Source organism: Pontibacter chinhatensis, assembly GCF_900113285.1.
In the GTDB taxonomy this organism is placed as follows: domain Bacteria; phylum Bacteroidota; class Bacteroidia; order Cytophagales; family Hymenobacteraceae; genus Pontibacter; species Pontibacter chinhatensis.
Window position 1 is genome coordinate 757,627 of sequence record NZ_FOOT01000002.1, and the last position, 22,142, is coordinate 779,768.

The window sequence follows — 22,142 nt, forward strand, 5'->3', positions numbered from 1 at the left end:
GGGGTAGGGGTGGTTCGCTACTTGTTACAGAGAAAATCCTGTTCATCCATACATCCTGTAAATCCTGATTCGGACATACTTTTACACTATGGCAAAGAAACAAGACATATTAGCCCTGGACGACATCAAGCTGCTGGTAGACACGTTTTACACCCGCGTGCGGGCTGACGAGTTACTGGGGCCAATCTTCGACGAACGGATACAGGACCGCTGGCCGCAACACCTGGACATCATGTACCGCTTCTGGCAAACCGTGCTGCTGGAGGAGCTCACGTACCAGGGTAACCCCGGTTCCAAACACATTACGCTGCCTGTAAGCAACGAGCACTTCGACAGGTGGATCAGCATTTTCTACGCCACTATTGACGAGCTTTTTAAAGGGGCAAAGGCAGAGGAGGCAAAGTGGCGGGCTCAGAAAATGGCAGAAATGTTCTCCAGCAAAATTGCCTACTACCAGCAGCACAAGGGCACCACTATACTTTAACGCCATGCACTACAGCCCCTATCTGATTCTGAGTGTTTTTCTTTGGGCGGGATTTGTGAGCGCCATCAGCTTTATGGAGGCCTGGCTCAAGTTCCGGGCGCCGGGGGTAACCCGCCCCGTGGGCCTGAGCATCGGCCGGTTAATCTTCAGCGGGCTTAATAAGGTGGAGTGGAGCTTAGGGATAGTGTGCGTGCTACTGCTCGTCTTGGGGAACGGCTTTTCATTTGATAGCTCATACTTACTGCTCGTTCCGCTCCTGCTATTGGTGCTGCAAACCAGCTGGCTGCTCCCGGCCATGAACAAACGGGCAGAGGCCGCTATATCGGGCGCTGCGCTGCAGGCATCGGCCCTGCACTTCTATTACTTGGGCATGGAGGTGATAAAAGTAGCCACCCTCATTGTCTTTGGGATGAACCTGCTCTAGTTACACCAACCGTTTGAAAGTATAAAAGCTATACATCAGGCTTGACGCTGCCTGGCAGTCAGGTAAGGCTCCATCCGCTCGCCTACCTGCAGGACAGGATGTGGCTTATACATTACCTGAGAGATAAAAAACAGCAACGCGCCTAGTGGCAAAAAGACACTTACCCCGAAGAGCAGCTCGTTATACTTTGGAATAGCACCCAGACCACCCCACAAGTATACACCCTGCCCGAAAAGCAGCGCCTCGGTAACGATAAAGGCAAGTATAAACAGGCCCATCCCCCACCGGCTTATACTTCGGCTAAAGCTAATCCAACCCTGCTGCGCCAGCCAGGCAAACATGAAAAAGCTCACAAACCCGATGAGCACCAGGTGCAGGTAACCGATAATGAAGTAACGCAGGTTATAGGCCAGGTCGGCCATGTACGGGAAAGCCGTGGAGAACTGCATCAGCGTTTTAAGTATAAAGGCCGTGCCAGCAAGTATAACTAGCGCTCTCCCCCAGCCACTAAATAAAGTATAGATCCGTGCACGCACCGACCATAGTAACCCGAGCAGCAGGCCAAGCGCGAGTACCTGCGCCAGCGCCGCTAACCCGCCTACAAAGTATACTATGGCACCCGGTTTTACCCACAGCACCGACAGCAGGTAGGCCGGCAGACAGGCCCAGAACATCAGGCGGAAGAACAACAGGCCATACTTTTGGCTGAAGCCGATGTTATACTTTTCGAGGAGCCAGAACAGCAGCCCCAGCACCGCGAAGGTAAACCAGCCGTTGTAGAGGAAGTGCAGGTAAAAGTAGATGGCGTTGTAGTAGAGGGCTGTGCCGCTGTGCCCGGTAGCCATAATCGGTCCCATCGCCCAGGGCCCCAGCGAAGAGAGCGCCAGAAAGAACAGCGCCGCCTTGATAAACCGGAACGAGAGCCCGTGCACCCCGCCATTTATACGTTGCGCCCTGGCATCTTTCCAGAACCGAAGTATAAACCAATAGCTCAGCAGGATGTGGGCCGTAGAGAAGGTGATGGAAACAGCCCCGTAGCCCTGCACCGGAAAACTCAGCAGCATCCCCAGCACCGCCCCCTGCGAGAGCCAGAACTGCCGGAAGTATACTTTTTTATTCCGTACCTCCGGCGGAAAGTAGGCGTGCAGCAGCGCGATAAAGAGCACCGGGTACAGCCAGCCCAGCAGCGCCGCATGCGAGTGGGCGTGCAGCAGGTACTTGTAATTGAGCCCCGTTACAGGCGCCACCAGCATCCCGCGCAGCAGCAGGCCCAGCAGTGCTATGACTACCAGGCCCAGCAGCGCCGAGAGCAGCGGCAACCGCCAGCGGTTTATACTTTCTGTAGCTATTTCTCCGGTTTCGGGCATTATTTAAAGTATATCTGATACGCCTCCAGCTGCTCGGCCAGGCGGTCGCGGGCGGCAAGGGCGTCCTCCACCCTGCTAGACTCAAGCGCCTTCACGTCCTCTAGCATCGGCATCAGGTATACGTGCAGCATGTCGTGTTCGGGGCCTTTCATGCGGCATTCGTCAAATACCTCCTGAAAACCCAGCTGCATGTTGCGCCCTAGTTCGTACACCGCCTCCGGCTCATCGGCATCTGGCTGGCTCAGGTGCTCCTCCATCAGCTGTTGCAACTGGGCAATATTGTCGTTAGTAGCCTCATCGGCCTGCCAGCGCTCCCCGTTGTTCAAGGCAAGTTCGGTATGGGCCGCGTGCCCGTCGTGGTGGCCTGCCTCGCCGGTTTTATGCTCATGCGAGCAGGAAAACAGCAGCATCGCGGCCGCTACAAATATAAGTATAGGTCTCATTATCATATTGTTTATTTATACTTCTGATTTATACTTCGGCACCCTGCGTCTGCAGCGCCTCCTGCAGCAACTGCACCATATCCTGCTGCAACGACTGGCTGTGGTCCTTGGCATACCACAGCTGTACCTGCTGCACCAATTCGTCGTGCTGAATTTCAGGTTTCTCTGCTTTCAGTTGCTTTACCTGCGCCTGGATAGCCGTTGGGCGCGGGCCCCAGGTAAACACGCGCTCGCCGGTTTTGGCATCCACACAAATCAGTTTCGGAATAGAACGACTGCCGTTGGTCAGGCAAGTGTCCATCAGGGCGGGGTTTGCATCGCGGAGCAGCACCACCAGCTCAATGCTTGGCGACGCGGCTGCGATAGCGGCAATAGCGGGCAGTATCTGGGCGCCGTCGCCGCACCAGGCCTCCACCAGCACCAGCCATTTCCAGTCGCGTTGGTTTTGCGCTAACAGCTCTTGCAGGGCAGGCTGCAGCACAAACTGCTTTTCCACGCGCTTCATGCGTTGCTGGTTCAGTTTGGTGAAGCTGATGCGATGCTCGCTCTGCTCCGAGCCGGTGGTTTTGTTCTGTGCCACCAACTCGTCGCTCAGGGCCCTGTACTGCTCGTAGGTCATCGGGTTTACCAGCTCGGGGAGGTTTATTTCTAGGGTATCCATCTTTTGCAAGGTTGTCTCTACAAACTTAGCCTAACCCCTTCATTCATAAAATGATAAACATCACTTCTGGACGACTCCAGCAACCCTATTATACCCTAGTCCTGTGCAATGATGCAAGTCATTGCTGCCACTGACCCTACTCATGCAGTATCCCCGCTTTATTGACGACCTTTCCATCCGGTTCAGTGCCTTCCTGCACGTTTGCGGGTGGGCGCTTACCCGATACTTCACGATTTTATTTTTGAAAATATGGAGAACGCAACAGCCTCCCCGAAACTAGCGGGCACTTTCGACCCGAATAACCTGCAGGTAACGTTCTGCAACAAAACCGATAAAGAGATAAAGCTGGCCTATTGGCTCTTTGGTATGATGGGCAAGCCTGCCCTGGTAGCAGCCGGCGGTGCGGCGGCCCAGCTCGCCCTGAAACTGAAGCTGCCGGTGAAGGGCCTTATCCGCAACACCATCTACAAGCACTTCTGCGGGGGCGAAACCGTGCAGGAGGCCCAACAGGTGGTGCAGAAACTGGCCGCAGCCCGCATCCAAACGGTGCTCGACTATGCCGCCGAGGCGCAAAGCACCGAGGCCGGCTTCGACATGGTACGGGATGAAGTGCTGCAAAACATTATCATCGGCCGCGAAACAAAAAGCTTTTCCCTTATCAGCGTGAAACTGACGGGCATCGGCTCCAGCAACATCTTTAGGAAGCTGCACCTGCGGCAGGAGTTGACCCCGGAAGAGCAAGCCGACTTTGCCAGAACACAACAAAGGCTGGACGATATTTGCCAGGCTGCCACCGAGGCAAATATTACGGTGTACCTGGACGCGGAGGAAAGCTGGCTGCAAAACCCGATGGACGAACTGGCCGAGGAAATGATGCGCCGCTACAACACGAAGCGGGCGGTGGTGTTCAACACGCTGCAAATGTACCGCACCGACCGCATCGACTACCTCAAGTCGTGCCTGCGCCGCTTCGAGGGTGAGCCGGTTATAGTGGGCATCAAAATCGTGCGGGGTGCCTACCTGGAGAAGGAGCAACTGCGCGCCAAACAACAAGGCTACCCCTGCCCTGTCTTCACACGCAAATCCGACACAGACAAGAGCTTTAACCAGGCTATCGACATCTGCCTGGAGCACCTGCACCGGGTGGAGTTTTGCGCCGCCACGCACAACGAGCAGAGCACCAGCTACCTGACCAGCCGCATTCAGGAGGATAGCATTCGCCCGTACCGCCACCGCATCCACTTCTCGCAGCTCTACGGCATGAGTGATAACCTGACCTACAACCTGGCCGCCGCGGGCTATAACGCCTCCAAGTACCTTCCTTACGGCGAGGTAGCGACGGCTTTGCCTTACCTTATCCGCAGGGCAGAGGAAAACACCTCCATTGCCGGGCAAATGGGCCGCGAGTTAAGCCTGTTGCAGCAGGAAATAAAAAGGCGCAAGCTGTAGCCACTACCTAAAGCAGCAGCGCCAAAGTATAGGTTATACTTTGGCGCTGCTATTTCTAAGTTGAATTGCTCCTTAATCCTCGTCCCGGTCGTGGGGCAGGTTAGAGGAAGCCGTTTCTGCATAGGGCACCGTCTGGGGGATATAATCCTCCGGCGCGCCGGGCTTGCTGTAATCGTAAGGCCAGCGGTACACCACAGGCAGCGGCCCCGGCCAGTTGCCATGGCCCGGATTCACCGGGGTGGTCCACTCCAGCGTGTTGGAGTGCCAGGGGTTAGCGCTGGCCCTGCGGCCGCGCCAGATGCTGTACAAAAAGTTGAACAGGAAGATGAACTGCGCAAAGAAACCGAAAATGGCCGCTATGCTGATGAAGGTGTTCAGATCGGTGAAGATGTTGAATGTCTCAAAACCTGTCCAGTTATAGTAACGCCTCGGGAAGCCCGCAATACCAACGTAGTGCATCGGCAGGAACACCAGGTAAACCGCCAGAAAGGTGAACCAGAAGTGCAGGTAACCGAGCTTCTCATCCATCATCCGCCCAAACATTTTCGGAAACCAATGGTATACGCCGCAGAACATGCCAAAAAACGCCGCCGCGCCCATCACCATATGGAAATGCGCCACCACAAAGTAGGTGTCGTGCAGCTGAATATCGAGCGAGGAGTTACCCAGTATAATTCCCGTTAATCCTCCAGAGATAAAGATCGACACAAAGCCGATGGCAAAGAGCATGGCCGTGGTGAACCGGATATTGCCCCTCCAAAGCGTAGCCAGCCAGTTAAACACCTTTACCGCCGACGGCACGGCAATTATCAGGGTCAGGAACATGAACACAGAGCCCAGGAACGGGTTCATGCCCGACACGAACATATGGTGCGCCCATACCACAATCGACAGCACGGAGATGCCAATCAAGGAGCCGATCATGGCGCGGTACCCGAAGATAGGTTTGCGGGAGTTCGTGGCGATTACCTCGGAGGTGATACCAAAGGTCGGCAGAATAACGATGTATACTTCGGGATGCCCCAGGAACCAGAACAGGTGCTGGAACAGAATAGGGCTACCACCCGAGTTGACCAGCGCCTCACCGGCAATGTAGATATCGGAAAGGAAGAAGCTGGTGCCGAAACTGCGGTCGAAGATTAGCAGAATGGCAGCCGACAGTAGCACCGGGAACGATAGGAGACCCACAATGGCTGTAAAAAAGAGCGCCCACACGGTAAGCGGCAGCCTGCTCATCGACATACCCTTGGTTCTGAGGTTGATAACGGTGGTGATATAGTTGATGCCGCCCAGGAGTGTGGAGGCAATAAAAAAGGCCATTGCAATCAGCCACATCGTCATGCCAGCCGCTGAGCCCTGTATGGCCTCGGGCAGCACACTTAAGGGCGGATACACAGTCCAGCCGCCGGCGGCGGGGCCAGTATCCAGAAACAGCGACCAGAACATGATCAAACTAGATACGAAAAAGAGCCAGTAAGAAAGCATGTTCATAAAGCCGGAGGCCATGTCGCGGGCCCCAATCTGCAGTGGGATAAGCAGGTTACTGAACGTGCCACTCAGGCCCGCCGTCAGCACGAAGAACACCATGATGGTGCCGTGCATGGTTACCAGCGCCAGGTAGAATTCAGGATTGATCTTCCCGTTTTCTATCCAGCCTCCCAGAATAGGCTCCAGGAAGGAGAAGGTAGCCTCCGGCCAGCCCAATTGCAGGCGGAAGAGCACCGACAGGAAGCTGCCAATAAAGGCCCAGAAGATACCTGTCATCAGGTACTGCTTGGCAATAGTCTTGTGATCCTGGCTGAAAACGTACTTTTCTATGAAATTCTGCTCGTGCTGTTCGTGCTCCTCATGCACAGGATGCACCCCGCTGGTGGTAATATCAGTAGTGGCCATAGACGAAGAGGGTTAGGTGATGCAACATTTCTCTACAAACTGTTATGCTGCAGCATTGTGCGGAATTACTGCTACCCCATACATACTATGTCAGTGCTATAAAAGATGTATTTTTTATACTTAAAGTTTAACTAAGTGTGTTTTTAGTCTGTAAATGTAGTCTGCTGTGCCTGGTGTTACCAGATAAAGTTTAGGGAGAAAGTATAAGTGGCGATTAACTTTTATCACCGGCCCCCTCTCGGAAAAGAACTTAGCAGTACCGGGTCCAACCACCCCTAACCCCTCCTTTTCTAAGGCGGGGAGTCTGTCATTAGATTGGCATAAGTATAAGTTTCATAGCTTCTGTTCTTGTGCAGACAGGTCACTACCAAGTATAAACCCACCCCTAGCCCCTCCCAAGAGGGGAATTTATACTTACCATTTACTCTGTCATCTCGAGCTGCGCGAGAGATCTATTTGGAATTCTAAACAGATCTCTCCCAAAGGTCGAGATGACAGCAGGGGCAGGGGCTATCGAACTGCTTCCCAGCCTTTGGGTTGAGCGCCTTCTAGATTTTCGGTGCCCGTCAAGGGCATTGCGACGTCAGGAGCAAAGGAAATGTAGACAGCGCGATGCCCGAAGGCGAGCCCTCTCGGGCTTGAGAGCAGAAAGTATAAATGAAACGATAGGTTGGTAGGAACTAGAGGATGAACGGCAGCTAGTAAGAATAGCTTGGTTCCAGTTGCAGGAAGCGGCGGCTAGGAAAGTATAGCAGCAAGTATAAAGTATAGCCAGAGTAAGTATGGCTCTTCGAGCCAGTTGGGTTACAAACCCAACACCATTGTAGGCGCGAGTTACAAACTCGCGGCAGCGGGGGGCTGAAGACTTGAGCCAGCGAAAGTATAAAGTTTAAATCAGCAAGTATAGCCAAAGTATAAATCAGGAACTTCGTGGCGAACAGGAGCCATTTGCTTAAGTATTAAGTACAGGCGAAGTATAAGTATAAAAAAGAGCGTAAGCCACTTATACTTACGCTCTTCTAAAGATTCCTACTATGTGGCTCTAGCCAAATACTACAAATCCCTTCTGGAGAAAATCCTGCGGGAGCTGAGCACGGGTATGAGCGCCCAGAGCAGCAGCAGGCCGAATGCAGCAGTAATGCCCCACACACTTCCGAAGATGCTCTTGTACAAGGCGCCGGTATAACCCATCAGCGCCGACACGTCCAGGTTCAGCAGCACGATGATGCGGCCCAAATCCACCGGGTTAAGAACCGTCATGGCCAGCGTGGCGTACTCCAGCGGATAATCCCCGAAGGCGTAAAGTATAAACAGCACGATGCCGTCGTAGATGAGCGCAAAGTAGAACCACAGCATCAAGGCAATACCAATGCCCTTGGCCTTATCCCGGGTAATAACGGAGGCCAGAAAAGCCATCGCCACAAAAATAAAGGTGATGAACACGCCCGTGAGCACCAGGTAAAAACCAGTAAGCCCCGCGCCAAAAACAGCCACCGGAATGCCCACTCCCACCAGGAAGGCCACTGAAAGCGATAGCGCTACGGCCAGGTACTCGCTCATGAAAATCTTGGTGCGGTTAATGGGTTGCGACACCAGCAGTTCCATAAACTCGTAGGAGTTGTAAAAATGCGTGGTGGCAAACACGATGCTGATGAGCGGCACGGTGAGCAGCACCAGGTTTAGCAGGCTGAGTATCCCTTTGTCGGGACTGCCGCCGAGGTTAAACAACCCGATGGAGAGCAACAGCAAAAACAACGTATAGGCGATGATGATCTTGCTCTTGATGATGTCGAGCAGCACGTATTTAATGATCTTGTTCATGGGTGATATCCTTCGTTCATGATTTTGGCAACGGCGCGGCTCAGGCGTTCTTCCTGGGTGTGCGCTTTCAGGTCGGGAATGGTTTCGTAGAACTTTATACTTCCGTCCACCAGGCAAAGCACTTCATCGGCCACCTCCTCAATCTCGCTCATGATGTGGGAGGTGATGAGGATGAGCTTGCCCCGCTTCTTCTCCTTGAGAATTTTGCTCTTGAGGATTTCAGCGGCGATAGGATCCAGGCCGGCGGTGGGCTCATCGAGGATAAGGATGCGCGGGTTAAACATAAAGGCCAGCGCCGCGCTCACCTTCTGCTTGGTACCGCCTGACAAAGCGCCCATGCGTTTCTCATCAATCTCCTTCAGCGAGTATAGTCCGATCAGTTCTTCGTCCACTTCCTTGGCATCCTTGCGGATGTCGCGGATCATCTCGATCACCTGCCGGATTTTCATGTTCTCGGGGTAGCGGCCGATCTGGGGCATGTACCCGATCTGGCTGCGGTAGGCATGTTTGCCCAGCACGCTCTGCCCGTCAATCTTAATTTCGCCGCTGTCGGGCAGCACCATGCCCAGGATGCATTTGCTCAGGGTGGTTTTGCCCGCACCGTTCGGGCCGATAATGGAAACGACTTTCCCGGGACTAAACTCGACGCTCACGTTCCGGAGCACCTGCAGTTTACCGTACGACTTGTGTAAGTTTTCTATCGCTATCATGTTTCACTCTACTCATTAAGGGTTTTTCATCCACCAGGTTTTCCGGGATAATGCTGGGCAGCACCTTCTCCATGTTATCGAGCAGGTCTACCATAAAGCTGCGCATAAACATAACCGATGGCGGCACGCGCTCCACCAGCATCGAAAACAGGCTCACCGGCCGGTAGGGTACATCCCCCACCCCATCCTTGTCCAGGTCGTAACCAGTGTACTTTTCCCAGTAGTTATTTTCTACGTGGTTTAGCTGACTGGGCCCGTTGGTGCTAATATCAAAGGAGTTGCCGGTAAAATTATTCAGTTTGAGGGTGTTGTCTATACTGGAGGTAAGCAGCTTGATGGCCCAGCCGTTCCGCTCGAAGTTGTTGTGCTGCATGTCCAGGCGGCTGGAGCTCTCCATGTAGATGCCCGTGGTGTTGCGGCGGAAGATGTTGTTCCGGATCACGCTGTCGCGGATATCCTTGAGCAGCAGGCCGTAGGAGGCCGCCCCCCAGTTGTTCTCAAAGGTATTGTGCTCCATGTGCACCTTATCAGTATACATCACGGCCACGCCGGCCCCGTTGTGCCGGAAGGTGTTGTAAGTATAGTTATTGCCGTTGGAGAACATAAAGTGCAGGCCGTAGCGCTGGTTCTCCTGGCTGGTGTTGTGGTGTACCTCGCTGTCCTTCACCACCTCCAGGTAGATGCCGTCGCGGTGCCCCTGCACGGTATTGCCGGTTATCTCTACCTCGTCGGTGCGGTACACATGGATGGCATTGCCCAACGACGATTCTGCTTTGTCACCTTTCTCGCCTTTCACCACATTGTCCTTCACTACAATCCCCTCGGAGTATTGCAGGTAAATGCCAAAGTAGGTGTTCAGGATGGTGTTGTTGAGGATGCGGACGTTGCTGCGCTGCACCACCCGGATGGCAGCATCGTCGTGCCGGTAGCTGGTGGCGATGTTCTGCAGCGTCAGTCCCTGGATGGTTACATTATCGGACAGCACCGTGAGTATCTGTCCCTTAAAGTTGCTGTCGATAACAGGGTTGTTGCGGCCAAGTATGGCCAAAGGTTTGTTAATCTCTATGCCGTGTTCCTGGTAAGTGCCGCCATCCACTACAATGGTGTCGCCGGCGGCAGCTTTTGCTACGGCCTCTTTTACCGAAGTATAAGGGCAGGTTTTGCATACGTTCAGGGTGTTGTTGCCAAGGGCTACCTGGCTGCCTAGCGTCAGGGCCAGTATGTAGGCAAGTATGAAGATTTGCTTAGTCGAGTTTCTCATTATTCTTTACGGCTAAAACTACCTGGTTCCAGTCGAGCAGGCGGCCGCCGTGCTCCTGATGCAGCTGTTCTGCAGTTGCCTTGTCGGCCACTGCGGTCAAAAACATACCCATGGGGCTTGGCATCTCGCGGCTTTGCAGAAAATATGCCTCCTTCACCTCTACCAGTTGGTTAGGGTTAGTATAGTCTGTCACCAGCAGGAAAGCAGCCTTCTCCTCTTGCTCTGGCTGTTCGTTCACTAAGGCAGCGAGGCACTCTGCCGAATCAAAGTAGATGGCCTTGCCTTTGTCGTTTACAAGTTCGGCGCCGTAGCGGTTGTCGGCCACCGTCATGTTGCAGTGGGCACAGTTGGCTTCTCCGTAAGGTATAGGCTTGGGCTCTACCGAGCAGGCTGCCAGCAGGAGCAGTGTAGCCAGCAGGCTAAAAATATACATCACGTGTTTTCTCATAAGGGTAAGGGTTACTATGCTAGTTGTGGTTTTACTGATTTCTTACTTAAGATATAGACTAATCCACCCAATACAAGTCCCAGGAATATACCCAGGGCGCCCCATGAGGGCAGCGAGAGTGCATGAAAGTTAAGTAACTGCTTGCTGCCAAACAGCGGCGGAATATACGTCATGCCGGGCACCTTAATAGGTGCTGTGGGATCCAGGTTGGTGCCGAACTTGTAGAGCCACAGGTAAAAGTCCAGGATGCCGACGGCTCCGGCAACGGCCAGCAGCAGCACCCATACCAGCACCAGCTTCCGGTTTCCCAGCAGCCCCACCAGTACACCTGTTACCATAAAAGCAATCACGATGTAGGGCATGTACCTGAGCTCAGCGAAAGAGTCCGGGTGGATTTTTTCCATCCCGATGTAGTGGTTGAGAATGTTGAAGTTCTGCAGCACGCTCTCCGAACTTCCACCGAGCTTGTTTACCCAGATGTGCAGTTCCAGCCCTTCCGGGTACTGGGGCGCCTGCAGGTAGATCTTCCACATCGGAAACAGGAACAACAGCCCCAGCGACAGCGCTGCCGCTATCATGATTACTCTCAGGTATACGCTCATCCTATTGTCTGTCAAAAGTGAAACGCATAAAAAGACAGCGGAGCCTGCTAAAGGACAAACTCCGCTGCCATGCCGCACAAGACTCAGGTTAATTTACGGATGCTTGTGCTGGAGGTACTGGTTTCGGCTTGCCGGTGGAGAACTTAATCGGCACGTTAGAGCCCCTTGGCGATACCCTGACGTAGCCCTGCATCTCCTGGTGCAGCGCAGAGCAGAAGTCGGTGCAGTAGAACGGATACACGCCCGCCTGCTTAGGCACCCACCTGAGCGACTGCGTGGCGCCTGGCATGATAAGGGTTTCGGCGTTATTGGCTCCCATTACGGCAAAACCGTGCGGCACGTCCCAGTCCTGTTCCAGGTTGGTCACATGGAAGATAACCGTGTCGCCTACCTGTACCCCCTCGATGTTATCCGGGGCAAAGTGGCTTCTGATGGAGGTCATGTTCACTTTCACGGTTCTGCCCTGGCGCGTCACCTTCACGTCTTTCTCCGACTTAACAGCCTCGGGGTGCGTGTTTTCGTCCAGCTTATAGAACTTCACGCTGTTCGGAGCCACTTTATCAGCAACGATAGCCTGTGCGTAATGCGGTTCAGCCAGTGTCGGGAAGTCGAGCAGCATCCGCATCTTGTCGCCGCTGATATCGATCAGCTGTGCAGAGTGCAGCAATTCAGGGCCTGTGGGCAGGTAGCGGTCTTTGGTGATCTTGTTCATCACCACCATATACTTGCCATACGGATCCTTGGTATCGCCGCCCGGAATCATCAGGTGCCCCGGGGAGTAGTATACCGGCATCCTGTCCAGCACTTTCAGGTCTTTCACGTTCCACTTCACCACCTCCGACGACACGAACATGGTAGAGTAGCCGTTGCCCTTGTTATCAAACTCGGTGTGCAATGGCCCCAGGCCCGGCTCCTTTACTTCGCCATAAAGCACGGACTCATACTTAAACACCGGAATACCGTTCACTTCGCCGTCGAAGTCCTTGTTTTCGATGGCCTTCTGCATTTTAGAGAAAGAGAACACAGGCAGCGAGGAGGCCAGCTTGCCGTTTACCACCATGTACTCACCGGTGGGGTCCACGTCGATACCGTGCGGGGATTTAGGGGCCGGAATCAGGTACATCATGCCCGGGCACTCTTCTGGCAACAGGTAGCGCACCGTCTTTTTAATGGTTGACTTTGCCGTGTGGGTGCCGTGGTCCAGCTTGTTGTGATAATAGTTGGCCGGCATTTCGTGGGCTTTACCCTCCGCGGCATACTTGGCAGCCAGTTTCCAGTTGATGGCGGCCAGGTAATCCTTGTCGTTCTGGGAAGCGCCAAGCTCTTTCAGCGTACCGGCCCGCTCGGTATTGTAGGTTGTAAAGAACACCCAGTCCTCAGACGGGCCTTTGCCACCGTTTGCCAGGTCGTAGTCGAAGCCGGGCACCAGCACCTGGAAGTCCAGCTCCATGTCGCCGTTATCCTTGTCTACCTTGATAAAGGAAATAGAGCCGCGGAACTTCTCTTCATACTCATCCAGGCTGGCGTCCCCCATACCCCCTTTTTCCATATCGATCGGAACTGAGAAGCGGGTACCGGCCAGGATGTACTCGTTGTTGTTGGTAGGGTACGGCGAGCAGTGGTTACCGGCAGAGTTCGGAATCTCCATGATCTCCACTGTCTCAAAGGTTTTCAGGTCGACGCGGGCCACGCGCGGGGTGTTGTTGCCGTTTGCAAACAGCCAGCGGCCATCGGCCATGCCATCGGTGCGCGACAGCTTGGGGTGGTGCAGGTCGTCCCAGGGCACAAAGCCGTGCGAGGTCATCAGCATGGGCTTGGTCTCCTCGTTGTAGCCGTAGCCGTTCTCTGCTTGCTGGGTAAACACCGGAATTACCTTCAGCAGCCTGCCTGACGGAATGCCGTAAACCGACACCTGTCCGTTAAAGCCCCCAGACAGAAAAGAGTATAATTCATCGTGCTGTCCTGGCGGCACATAGACTGCGGCTGCGGCATCCTCTGCCACCCCGCTTGCCTGACTGCTCCCAGCTTTATCCCCACCACAACTCTGCAGAACCACACCGGTTAGTAAGGCCAAGGGCAGGCCAAATCCGGACCTCAGATTAGTTAGTTTATTCGCGAGTGCTCTCATAAGAATATGGTTTATGGTATGAATGCGATCTACTTGTTCAGGTTTTCTAAATCATTTTGCCTTAAAAACTCCAGAATGGCTCTCGCATCTTTCTCTGAGATATCCTGGTTCGTCATTTGGGTTAAGTGCTCGGCCAGCAGTTTTTTAGCAGTCGGGTCTTTTTTCGTCATCTCCTCCGGGTTTATCACCATGTTCATGATCCACTCTGGCTTTCGTTTTTCGGTTACGCCCAGCAGTCCGGGGCCCACTATTTTCTGATCTGTTAGCTGGTGGCAGGCAGAGCACTTGCCCTCAAAAATGGTCTTGCCTTCTGCGGCTAGCGCCTCATCTATCTGGTCTCCCACTTCTACTGTAGACACAGGGCCAATGCCCTTGCCATCATCCTCAATTTCCTCGGCTACGGTCTCCCCTTGTTGCGCTGATCCTTCCTCGGTTGCCTTGTTTTCGCCATCTCCGGAGCAGCTGGTAAGCACCGCCGCGCAGCATAACAGCGCCATTCCAAAGCGCAGGGGTTTCAGAAGTGCATCTGCCATCATTTTGTTTAAGGTTCTTGTTGGTTTTGCCATGATATTGCGAGTTTTGTTTAAACAGCTTTACACGGACATGTACGGCACGGAATCTTAACTGTTATAATTACAGTGCAAATCGAACTTTTACGAACGAGCCATGAAACGAAAAACGCGCAGCCTTACCAGACTGCGCGTTTAAACACCAAAACACGTAATTAACTTATGAACAGGCAGATATCAGTAATATTGCTACAAATCCCGTTTACTGAATATCCTGCCCGAGCTGGCCAAAGGCACCACTGCCCACACCAGCATTAACCCGAAAGCCAGTCCTATACCCCACAGGCTGCCCAGTATACTTTTATAGAGTGCACCAGTGTAGCCCATCAGCGCCGACACGTCCAGGTTCAGCAGCACAATGATGCGTCCTAGATCCACCGGGTTGAGAGCCGTCATGGCCAGGGTGGCGCTTTCCAGCGGGTAATCGGCGAAGGCGTAAAGTATAATCAGCACGATACCGTCGTAGATGAGCGCAAAGTAGAACCACAGCAGCAGCGCGATACCAATACCCTTGGCCTTATCCCGGGTAATAACCGAGGCCAGAAAGGCCAGCGCCACAAAAATAAAGGTGATGAACACGCCTGTGAGCAGCAAGTATAAACCGGTAATACTTGCCCCGAAAATCAGCATGGGCACACCTACCCCAAGTATGAAGGCACCTGATAAAGAACATGCCACGCCCAGGTACTCGCTCATGAATATTTTCTTGCGGTTGATGGGCTGTGCCACCAGCAGTTCCATAAACTCATAAGAGTTGTAGAAGTGGGTGGTGGCAAACACGATGCTTATCAGCGGCACAGTGAGCAGCACCAGGTTCAGCAGGCTAAGTATAGCCTTGTCGGGGCTGCCGCCCAGGTTAAACAACCCGAAGGAGAGCAACAATAGGAACAAGGTGTAAGCCAGTACAATTTTGTTCCGGATAATGTCGTAGAATACGTATTTAATAATCTTGTTCATGGCTTAGTCCTCCTCCATTATTTTGGCGATAGCCCGGCCCAGTCGCTCTTCGTTTGCCTGGGCTTTTATACCTGCAATTGTTTCGTGGAATTTGAGTTGCCCGTCCATCAGGCACATCACCTCGTCAGCCACCTCCTCTATCTCGCTCATGATGTGGGAGGTGATGAGAATGAGCTTGCCCCGCTTCTTCTCCTTCAGAATTTTGCTCTTGAGTATTTCAGCTGCGATGGGGTCCAGGCCGGCAGTGGGCTCGTCTAGTATAAGGATGCGCGGGTTGAACATAAAGGCCAGCGCGGCGCTCACCTTCTGCTTCGTACCGCCCGACAAGGCCCCCATGCGCTTATCGTACATACTTTTCAGGTTATATAGCCCGATTAGTTCTTCGTCCACCTCCTTGGCGTCCTTGCGGATATCGCGAATCATTTCGATCACCTGCCGGATTTTCATGTTCTCGGGGTAGCGGCCAATCTGGGGCATGTACCCAATCTGGCTGCGGTAGGCATGTTTGCCCAGCACGCTCTGCCCGTCAAGTTTTATATCGCCGCCGTCCGGCAGCACCATGCCAAGTATACACTTGCCCATGGTTGTTTTACCGGCCCCGTTCGGGCCAATAACGGATACTACCTTGCCTGGCCCGAAGCTTACGTTCAGGTCTTTCAGCACCTGTAGCTTACCGTAGGACTTGCGCAAGTTTTCTATCGTTATCATGTTCTATCTTCTTCATTAAGGGTTGCTCATCCACCAGGTTCTCAGGTATAAAGCTTGGCAGCACTTTCTCGATGCTGTCCAGCAGGTCTACCATAAAGCTGCGCATAAATATGACCGATGGCGGTACGCGCTCCACCAGCATGGAGTACAAGCTCACCGGCCGGTAGGGCACATCGCCTACCCGGTCTTTATCCAGGTCGTAGCCAGTGTACTTGTCCCAGTAGTTATTTTCAAAACGGTTGAGCTGCGAGTCACCGTTGGTGCTCACGTCAAAGGAGTTGCCGGTGAAGTTGTTAAACTTAAACACATCGTCGGTGCAGCTGCTCAGCAGGCGCACGGCCCAACCATTGCGGTCAAAATCGTTTCGCTGCAAATCCAGGCGGCTGGAGCTCTCCATATAAATGCCTGTGGTGTTGCGGCGGAAGGTATTGTTATGGATAACGCTGTTGCTGATGTCTTTCAGCAGCAAGCCGTACGCTGCCGCGCCCCAGTTATCCTCAAAAGTGTTGTATTCCATGCGGATGTCGCGGGTGTACATCACGGCCACACCGGCTCCGTTTTTTCGGAAGGTGTTGTGGGTGTAGGTGTTCCTGTCGGAGAACATGAAGTGTAGCCCGTAGCGCAGGTTATGCTCGCTCAGGTTGTCTTTCACCTCGCTGTCCTTTACAAACTCCAGGTAAATGCCGTCGCGGTGGCCACTTACCCTGTTATTGCTGATTACGGCCTTATCGCAGTACCACAGGTGTATGGCATTGCCCAGCGCCGATTCGTTTTTTCCGGTGACGTCCTGCCCCGCTACCACATTTCCCTTTATTACGCAGTTGTCTGAATTCTGCAGGTAAATGCCAAAGTAGGTGTGCAGGATGGTGTTGTTGAGGATGCGGACGTTGCTGCGCTGCACCACCCGGATGGCAGCGTCGTCCTGACGGTAGCTCGTGGCGATGTTCTGCAGCGTCAGCCCCTCCACCGTTACATTGTCTGATGTGATGGTGAGGATTTGGCCTTTAAAGTTGCCGTCGATAACCGGGTTGTTGCGGCCCAGCAGGGTCAGCGGCTTGTTGATTTCTATGCCATGTTCCTGGTAAGTGCCCCCTTCCACCAGCACTGTCTCGCCGGGCTTTGCGGCGGCTACGGCTTCCTTTACCGAAGTATAGGGGCAGGTGGGGCATACTTTCAGGGTGGTGCCAAAGGCTGCCTGACTGCCGAGCATCAGGGCCAGCACGTAGGCAAGTATAAATATTTGTTTAGTCGGGTCTTTCATTGTTCTCTACGGCCGAAACCGCCTCGTTCCAGGTGAGCACACGCCCCCCTATTTCCTGTTGCATTTTAGTAGCGGCAGCCTCATCGGCTACAGCTGTTAAGTACATACCCATGGGGCTGGGCAGGGCCTTGGCCTGCAGAAAGCGCGCATCCTGGGCACTTATCAGTTCGTTAGGTCTGGTAAAGTCTGTCACCAGCAGGAAGGCCGCTTTCTCGCCCTGCTCGGGCTGCTCGCTCACATAGGCCATCAGGCACTCTGCCGAGTCGAAGAAGTAGGGCTTGCCTTTGTCGTTCACCAGCTCGGCGCCGTAGCGGTTATCAGCCACGGTCATGTTGCAGTGAGCGCAGTTAGCCTGTCCGTAAGGGATGGGTTGTGGCTCCGCAGCACACCCCGCCAGCACAAGCAGAAGCAGGGCAAGGCTGCAGAAGTATAAATTTCTTATGTTCATCGTACCAGTACTTTTCCGGAGCTTATATCCCGGGTTACAGTTTTATTTTTCAGGCTGAAGTAATACACCACCAATGACAGGGAGATGGCCAGGAAGATGCCCAGGCTACCCAGTGCCGGCAGCGACAGGGCCTCAAAGTTCAGCAGTTGTTTGTTGCCCAGCAGCGGCGGAATGTAGGTCATGCCCGGCACTTTGATGGCTGCCTTGGGGTCTAGGTTGGTGCCAAACTTTACCAGCCACAGGTAGAAGTCAAGTATACCTGCAGCACCAGCCACCATCAGCATAGCTGACCAACCCAGCACTAATTTCCTCCTGCCAATCAGCCCCACCAGCACACCGGTCACCATAAAGGCAATCACGATGTAAGGCATAAACTTAAGCTCGGCAAACGACTCGGCGTGGATAGGCTCCATGCCGATGTAGTGGTTGAGGATATTGAAGTTCTGCAGCACGCTTTCGGAGCTGCCGCCCAGCTTGTTCACCCAGATGTGCAGTTCCAGCCCTTCGGGGTATTGTGGCGCCTTCAGGTAGATTTTCCACATCGGGAAAACGAACAGGAGGCCGAGGGATAATGCTGCCACAATCATCAGCACTTTTTGGTAAATTTTCATCCTTCCTTATGTTAGATGATTAAAAGATAGGTTGCGTCAGGAGCCCGTTGTACTCGTCTGCTTCAGCTTTCCGCCTCCCCTATCCCTTTGTCGTCCGAGAACTCAGGAAGATGCCTGCCTTGCTGAAGTATAAATCGCAACTCGTGTTAAAAAATCAGCGGAGATTACGCTGGGTAACCTCCGCTGATGTACCCAGTTAGCACATTATTGAGCTGATGCTACTCCTGGTATGTTCTGTTTCTTCTTGCCTGTGGAGAAGGAAATCGGAACATCGGAACCTTTAGGAGATACCCGGATGTAACCTTGCATTTCCTGGTGCAGCGCAGAGCAGAAGTCGGTACAGTAGAATGGGAACACACCGGTTTTCTTCGGCACCCATGTCAGGGTTTGTGTGGCACCTGGCATGATGAGGGTCTCGGCGTTGTTAGCTCCCATTACCGCGAAGCCGTGAGGCACGTCCCAGTCTTGCTCCAGGTTGGTCACGTGGAAGTATACCGTGTCACCTACCTGTATGCCTTCGATGTTGTCCGGGGTCATGTGGCTTCGGATGGCGGTCATCTTCACGCGCACTCTGTTCTTGCTCTCACGCACCACACTCACGTCGGCTTCTTTCTTCACGGCATGCGGATGCTTGTTCTCGTCCAGCTTGTAGAACTTCACGCTGTTTGGCGCTACTTTCTCGGCTGGGATGGCCTGCGCGTAGTGCGGTTCCGCCACGGTCGGGAAGTCAAGGAGCATCTTCATTTTCTCGCCACTGATATCAATCAGCTGCGCAGAGTGTGCCAGTTCAGGTCCGGTTGGCAGGTAACGATCTTTGGTGATTTTGTTCATCGCTACCAGGTACTTGCCATGCGGCTCTTTGGTATCACCACCCGGAATCATCAAGTGGCCAACGGAGTAGTATACCGGCATTCTGTCCACCACGCTCAGGTCGTTCAGTTTCCATTTCACAATCTCAGAAGACACGAACATGGAAGTATAGGCGTTGCCTTTGCCGTCGAACTCGGTGTGCAATGGTCCCAGGCCTGGCTCTTTCACTTCGCCTTTCAGCACCGACTCGTACTGCAGCACCGGGATACCGTTTTTCTCACCGTCGAATTTCTTGTTCTTGATGGCATCCTGCATCATGGCGAAAGAGAACACCGGAATAGCAGAGGCCAGTTTACCGCTCACCACCATGTACTCACCTGATGGGTCCACGTCGATACCGTGCGGAGACTTAGGAGCAGGCAGCAGGTACATCATGCCAGGGCACTCTTCCGGCAGCAGGTAGCGCACTTTCTTCTTCACCGTGGATTTGGCGATGTGCGTGTCCTTGTCCATTTTGTTGTGGTAGTAGTTGGCTGGCATTTCGCGGGCTTTGCCTTCTGCGGCATACTTAGCGGCTAATTTCCAGTTTACTGCGGCCAGGTAGTCGCGGTCGTTCTGAGAGGCACCTACCTCTTTCAGCGTACCGGCTTTCTCGGTGTTATAGGTGGTAAAGAACACCCAGTCCTCAGACGGGCCCTTTCCGCCGTTTGCCAGGTCGTAGTCGAAGCCAGGCACCAGGATTTGGAAGTCCAGGTCCATGTCGCCTTTGTCCTTGTCTACCTTAATAAAGGAGATAGAACCGCGGAACTCTTCCTCATACTTGTCCAGGCTCACGTCGTTTGTGCCACCTTTCATGTCCAGCGGAACAGAGAAGCGGGTACCGGCAATCACGTACTCGTTGTTGTTGGTGGGGTACGGAGAGCAGTGGTTACCGGCAGAGTTTGGCAACTCCATCACCTCTACTGTCTCAAAAGTGGTCAGGTCGATGCGGGCCACACGCGGGGTGTTGTTACCGTTCACAAACAGCCAGCGGCCGTCTGTCATCCCATCGGTGCGCGACAGCTTGGGGTGGTGCAAATCGTCCCATGGCACAAAGCCGTGAGAGGTCATCAGCATCGCCTTGGACTCCTCGCTGTAGCCGTAGCCGTTCTCGCCGTGCTGCGTAAACACCGGGATGATTTTGAGCAGTCGGCCGGAAGGAAGGCCGTAAACAGACACTTGTCCGTTAAAGCCGCCAGACAGGAAGGAGTATAACTCGTCGTGCTTGCCTGGAGCCACATACACCGCGGAGGCTGCGTCGGATGCTACCCCTTCTGCGGTAGAGCCGGCATTGCGGCCATCCGTGTTGCTACACCCCTGTAGCGCGGAGCCAGCTGCCACTGCCATCAGCAGGGCGGCCTTGGGGGCTGCTTTTTTAAATTTATTGATCAGAGTTTCCATAAAAGTATGGTTTGTGTAGATGTGTGTGTTTCTATTAGATGTTTTGGTCGTTCTGTCTCAGAAACTCCAGAATAGCTCTGGCATCCTGCTCGTTCACGTTCTGGTTTGTCATCTGGGTTAAGTGCTCGGCCAGCAGTTTCTTAGCAGTCGGGTCTTTCTTGGTCATCTCCTCGGGGTTGATGATCATGTTCATCACCCATTCCGGCTTGCGGTTCTGCGTTACTCCCGCCAGGCCAGGGCCTACTATTTTCTGGTCGCTCAACTGGTGGCAGGCAGAGCACTTGCCCTCAAAAATCGCCTTACCGGATGTCGCCAGCGCTTCGTCTATGCCTTCGCCCACTTCAACTGAGGTTACAGGGCCAATGCCTTTGCCGTCGTCTTCAACAGGTGCCTCGGTCTGGTGGGCCAGGCCGCTTTCCTGCTGCCCCGCACTGGCGTTGGCGTCTCCCTCGCCTGAAGAACAGCTGAAAAGTATAGTACCGGATATCAAAGCCACCACGCCCAGTTGCAATGGCTTCAGAAATTTGCTGACCAGCGTTTCTCGTAGGTTCTTGCTTTTATTTTTCATGATTCTAAAAGTTGATAAAGTAGTGTTCAGAGTTTATTTGTGATTTTTTCTGCTACAAAAGTATTGGTCGTCTATTCTGAAATAAAAGATGTTTATCTCTTTTATATATGACATTTGTCACTTTTTATTTTTCCGCTTACCTGCTAGATTTAGGCCTTCGCTGCCTTTCCAAGCGAATACCTGCTGCGCTTCTACCGGCTGATTAACCCTTAATATGTGGCACCCTTACAGGTTAAAAGATCACCCTTTCGTCACCACATATAACTATCAGTTTATCAAGCCCTTCCTGCCAATTTCAAACGGGTGAACGGCGAAATTCCGGCTCCTCTTAAATCTTGTTCAAAGGTAGAAACAGGGGCTTTCAAAATAAAAGACTTTAATATCTTTTATTAATGATCTTTATCAGTTTCAGGCCCTGATTGCCTTGGTTAGGTATTAAGGGAGAGGTATAAAGGGCTGGATTGCCGGGATTCTAGCAGCGAAAAGTATAGCGGCACGGCCTAACGCTGGAATGGCACTCCTATACTTTCCAGGAAGAGACGCGCCTGCTTCAGCAGGAGGTATTTTGGATGGCAGGAGCTCCTGTTGTGGAACGCTCACTGTCTGTTTATAGACTTTCCTGGTTGCGCCAAACACGGGCTTCAGTTTATACTTTTCCTTTGTAACTACATCAGCATCAGCCTATAGAGAAGTACAAAGTATAACTTACCGGCCTGGCCCTGCGTTAGTATAAACCTGAAACAACCTGATTTATACTATGAAAAAGATATTTTTAATTGCACTAGGCGCCATCGCGTTTGCCTGCAGCGACGCGGCAGACAACAGAACCACTGGCTCCGAAGACGCAGCAGCAGGAAGCACAGCGGTAGATGAGAATGTGGAGATTGGTGCAGGAGAAGAGATCTCGCCGCAGCTCGACCTTGACTCGGCCTCTAACGAGCGACTTGACGTAGACACCGTGTCAAATGATTCTATGAATGATAGGCAGTAACAGGCGGAATTTGCATTCGTTATACTTATAAATAAACAGGCCCGCCGGCGCTTATGCACCGGCGGGCCTGTTTATTTGGCTACCGCTG

Annotated in this window: 22 protein-coding genes; 4 read left to right on the forward strand and 18 right to left on the reverse strand. The window is 53.2% G+C overall.

Going from position 1 to position 22,142, the window contains the following annotated elements:
- The first annotated feature begins 88 nt into the window (after window positions 1-88).
- Window positions 89-484, forward strand: coding sequence for a group III truncated hemoglobin (locus BM040_RS08385; RefSeq protein WP_092100047.1), 396 nt, complete (start codon window positions 89-91; stop codon window positions 482-484).
- A gap of 4 nt (window positions 485-488) precedes the next feature.
- Window positions 489-908, forward strand: a complete 420-nt coding sequence (locus tag BM040_RS08390) for a hypothetical protein (protein ID WP_092100048.1) — start codon at window positions 489-491, stop codon at window positions 906-908.
- Between the two features lie 35 nt (window positions 909-943).
- On the opposite strand, the gene BM040_RS08395 is transcribed toward BM040_RS08390, so the two are convergent.
- The 3 genes from BM040_RS08395 to BM040_RS08405 are packed head-to-tail and all read right to left on the reverse strand — an operon-like array spanning window position 944 to window position 3,379.
- A complete protein-coding gene (locus BM040_RS08395) occupies window positions 944-2,275 on the reverse strand; it encodes a hypothetical protein (protein ID WP_092100049.1) in 1,332 nt (443 codons plus the stop codon).
- Window positions 2,275-2,718 carry a hypothetical protein gene (locus BM040_RS08400; RefSeq protein ID WP_139217784.1) on the reverse strand — a complete coding sequence of 148 codons (444 nt, stop codon included), beginning with the start codon at window positions 2,716-2,718 and terminating at the stop codon, window positions 2,275-2,277. Before BM040_RS08400 ends, BM040_RS08395 begins: the two co-directional genes overlap by 1 nt.
- A 28-nt stretch (window positions 2,719-2,746) precedes the next feature.
- Window positions 2,747-3,379 (reverse strand): thioredoxin family protein, encoded by a 633-nt coding sequence (locus BM040_RS08405; RefSeq protein WP_092100051.1) that lies wholly within the window; start codon window positions 3,377-3,379, stop codon window positions 2,747-2,749.
- Window positions 3,380-3,628: 249 nt separating this feature from the next.
- On the opposite strand from BM040_RS08405, the gene BM040_RS08410 reads away from it, so the two are divergent.
- On the forward strand, window positions 3,629-4,828 hold the full coding sequence (locus tag BM040_RS08410; RefSeq protein WP_245756145.1) for a proline dehydrogenase family protein: 1,200 nt from the start codon (window positions 3,629-3,631) through the stop codon (window positions 4,826-4,828).
- Window positions 4,829-4,900: 72 nt separating this feature from the next.
- Here the strand turns inward: BM040_RS08410 and BM040_RS08415 are convergent, their stop codons facing one another.
- The 15 genes from BM040_RS08415 to BM040_RS08485 form a co-directional block, all read right to left on the reverse strand.
- A complete protein-coding gene (locus BM040_RS08415) occupies window positions 4,901-6,721 on the reverse strand; it encodes a cytochrome c oxidase subunit I (RefSeq protein WP_092100052.1) in 1,821 nt (606 codons plus the stop codon).
- Window positions 6,722-7,774: 1,053 nt separating this feature from the next.
- Window positions 7,775-8,542, reverse strand: coding sequence for an ABC transporter permease subunit (locus BM040_RS08420; protein ID WP_092100053.1), 768 nt, complete (start codon window positions 8,540-8,542; stop codon window positions 7,775-7,777).
- Complete coding sequence (locus BM040_RS08425) at window positions 8,539-9,252, reverse strand: ABC transporter ATP-binding protein (protein ID WP_092100054.1); 714 nt, start codon at window positions 9,250-9,252, stop codon at window positions 8,539-8,541. Before BM040_RS08425 ends, BM040_RS08420 begins: the two co-directional genes overlap by 4 nt.
- Entirely contained in the window at window positions 9,215-10,513 is a 1,299-nt protein-coding gene (nosD, locus tag BM040_RS08430; RefSeq protein WP_092100055.1) for a nitrous oxide reductase family maturation protein NosD, read from the reverse strand. Before nosD ends, BM040_RS08425 begins: the two co-directional genes overlap by 38 nt.
- Complete coding sequence (locus tag BM040_RS08435) at window positions 10,497-10,961, reverse strand: nitrous oxide reductase accessory protein NosL (RefSeq protein ID WP_092100056.1); 465 nt, start codon at window positions 10,959-10,961, stop codon at window positions 10,497-10,499. The genes nosD and BM040_RS08435 overlap by 17 nt, the downstream gene beginning before the upstream one ends.
- A 14-nt stretch (window positions 10,962-10,975) precedes the next feature.
- Window positions 10,976-11,563, reverse strand: coding sequence for a hypothetical protein (locus BM040_RS08440; RefSeq protein ID WP_092100057.1), 588 nt, complete (start codon window positions 11,561-11,563; stop codon window positions 10,976-10,978).
- Window positions 11,564-11,651: 88 nt separating this feature from the next.
- A complete protein-coding gene (nosZ, locus tag BM040_RS08445; RefSeq protein ID WP_092100058.1) occupies window positions 11,652-13,691 on the reverse strand; it encodes a Sec-dependent nitrous-oxide reductase in 2,040 nt (679 codons plus the stop codon).
- A 29-nt stretch (window positions 13,692-13,720) separates the two neighbouring features.
- Entirely contained in the window at window positions 13,721-14,257 is a 537-nt protein-coding gene (locus tag BM040_RS08450; RefSeq protein WP_092100059.1) for a c-type cytochrome, read from the reverse strand.
- A gap of 192 nt (window positions 14,258-14,449) precedes the next feature.
- Window positions 14,450-15,217 carry an ABC transporter permease subunit gene (locus BM040_RS08455; RefSeq protein WP_092100060.1) on the reverse strand — a complete coding sequence of 256 codons (768 nt, stop codon included), beginning with the start codon at window positions 15,215-15,217 and terminating at the stop codon, window positions 14,450-14,452.
- Window positions 15,218-15,220: 3 nt separating this feature from the next.
- Window positions 15,221-15,925, reverse strand: coding sequence for an ABC transporter ATP-binding protein (locus BM040_RS08460; RefSeq protein ID WP_092100061.1), 705 nt, complete (start codon window positions 15,923-15,925; stop codon window positions 15,221-15,223).
- Window positions 15,888-17,186, reverse strand: a complete 1,299-nt coding sequence (locus BM040_RS08465; RefSeq protein ID WP_092100062.1) for a nitrous oxide reductase family maturation protein NosD — start codon at window positions 17,184-17,186, stop codon at window positions 15,888-15,890. The genes BM040_RS08460 and BM040_RS08465 overlap by 38 nt, the downstream gene beginning before the upstream one ends.
- Window positions 17,170-17,634 (reverse strand): nitrous oxide reductase accessory protein NosL, encoded by a 465-nt coding sequence (locus tag BM040_RS08470; RefSeq protein ID WP_092100063.1) that lies wholly within the window; start codon window positions 17,632-17,634, stop codon window positions 17,170-17,172. Before BM040_RS08470 ends, BM040_RS08465 begins: the two co-directional genes overlap by 17 nt.
- Entirely contained in the window at window positions 17,631-18,245 is a 615-nt protein-coding gene (locus BM040_RS08475) for a hypothetical protein (RefSeq protein WP_092100064.1), read from the reverse strand. Before BM040_RS08475 ends, BM040_RS08470 begins: the two co-directional genes overlap by 4 nt.
- Window positions 18,246-18,449: 204 nt before the next feature.
- Window positions 18,450-20,495 carry a Sec-dependent nitrous-oxide reductase gene (gene nosZ, locus BM040_RS08480; protein ID WP_092100065.1) on the reverse strand — a complete coding sequence of 682 codons (2,046 nt, stop codon included), beginning with the start codon at window positions 20,493-20,495 and terminating at the stop codon, window positions 18,450-18,452.
- 34 nt (window positions 20,496-20,529) lie between these two features.
- A complete protein-coding gene (locus BM040_RS08485) occupies window positions 20,530-21,063 on the reverse strand; it encodes a c-type cytochrome (RefSeq protein WP_092100066.1) in 534 nt (177 codons plus the stop codon).
- A 757-nt stretch (window positions 21,064-21,820) separates the two neighbouring features.
- Here BM040_RS08485 and BM040_RS08490 point away from each other — a divergent pair.
- Window positions 21,821-22,054 carry a hypothetical protein gene (locus BM040_RS08490; protein WP_092100067.1) on the forward strand — a complete coding sequence of 78 codons (234 nt, stop codon included), beginning with the start codon at window positions 21,821-21,823 and terminating at the stop codon, window positions 22,052-22,054.
- Window positions 22,055-22,142: the final 88 nt, after the last annotated feature.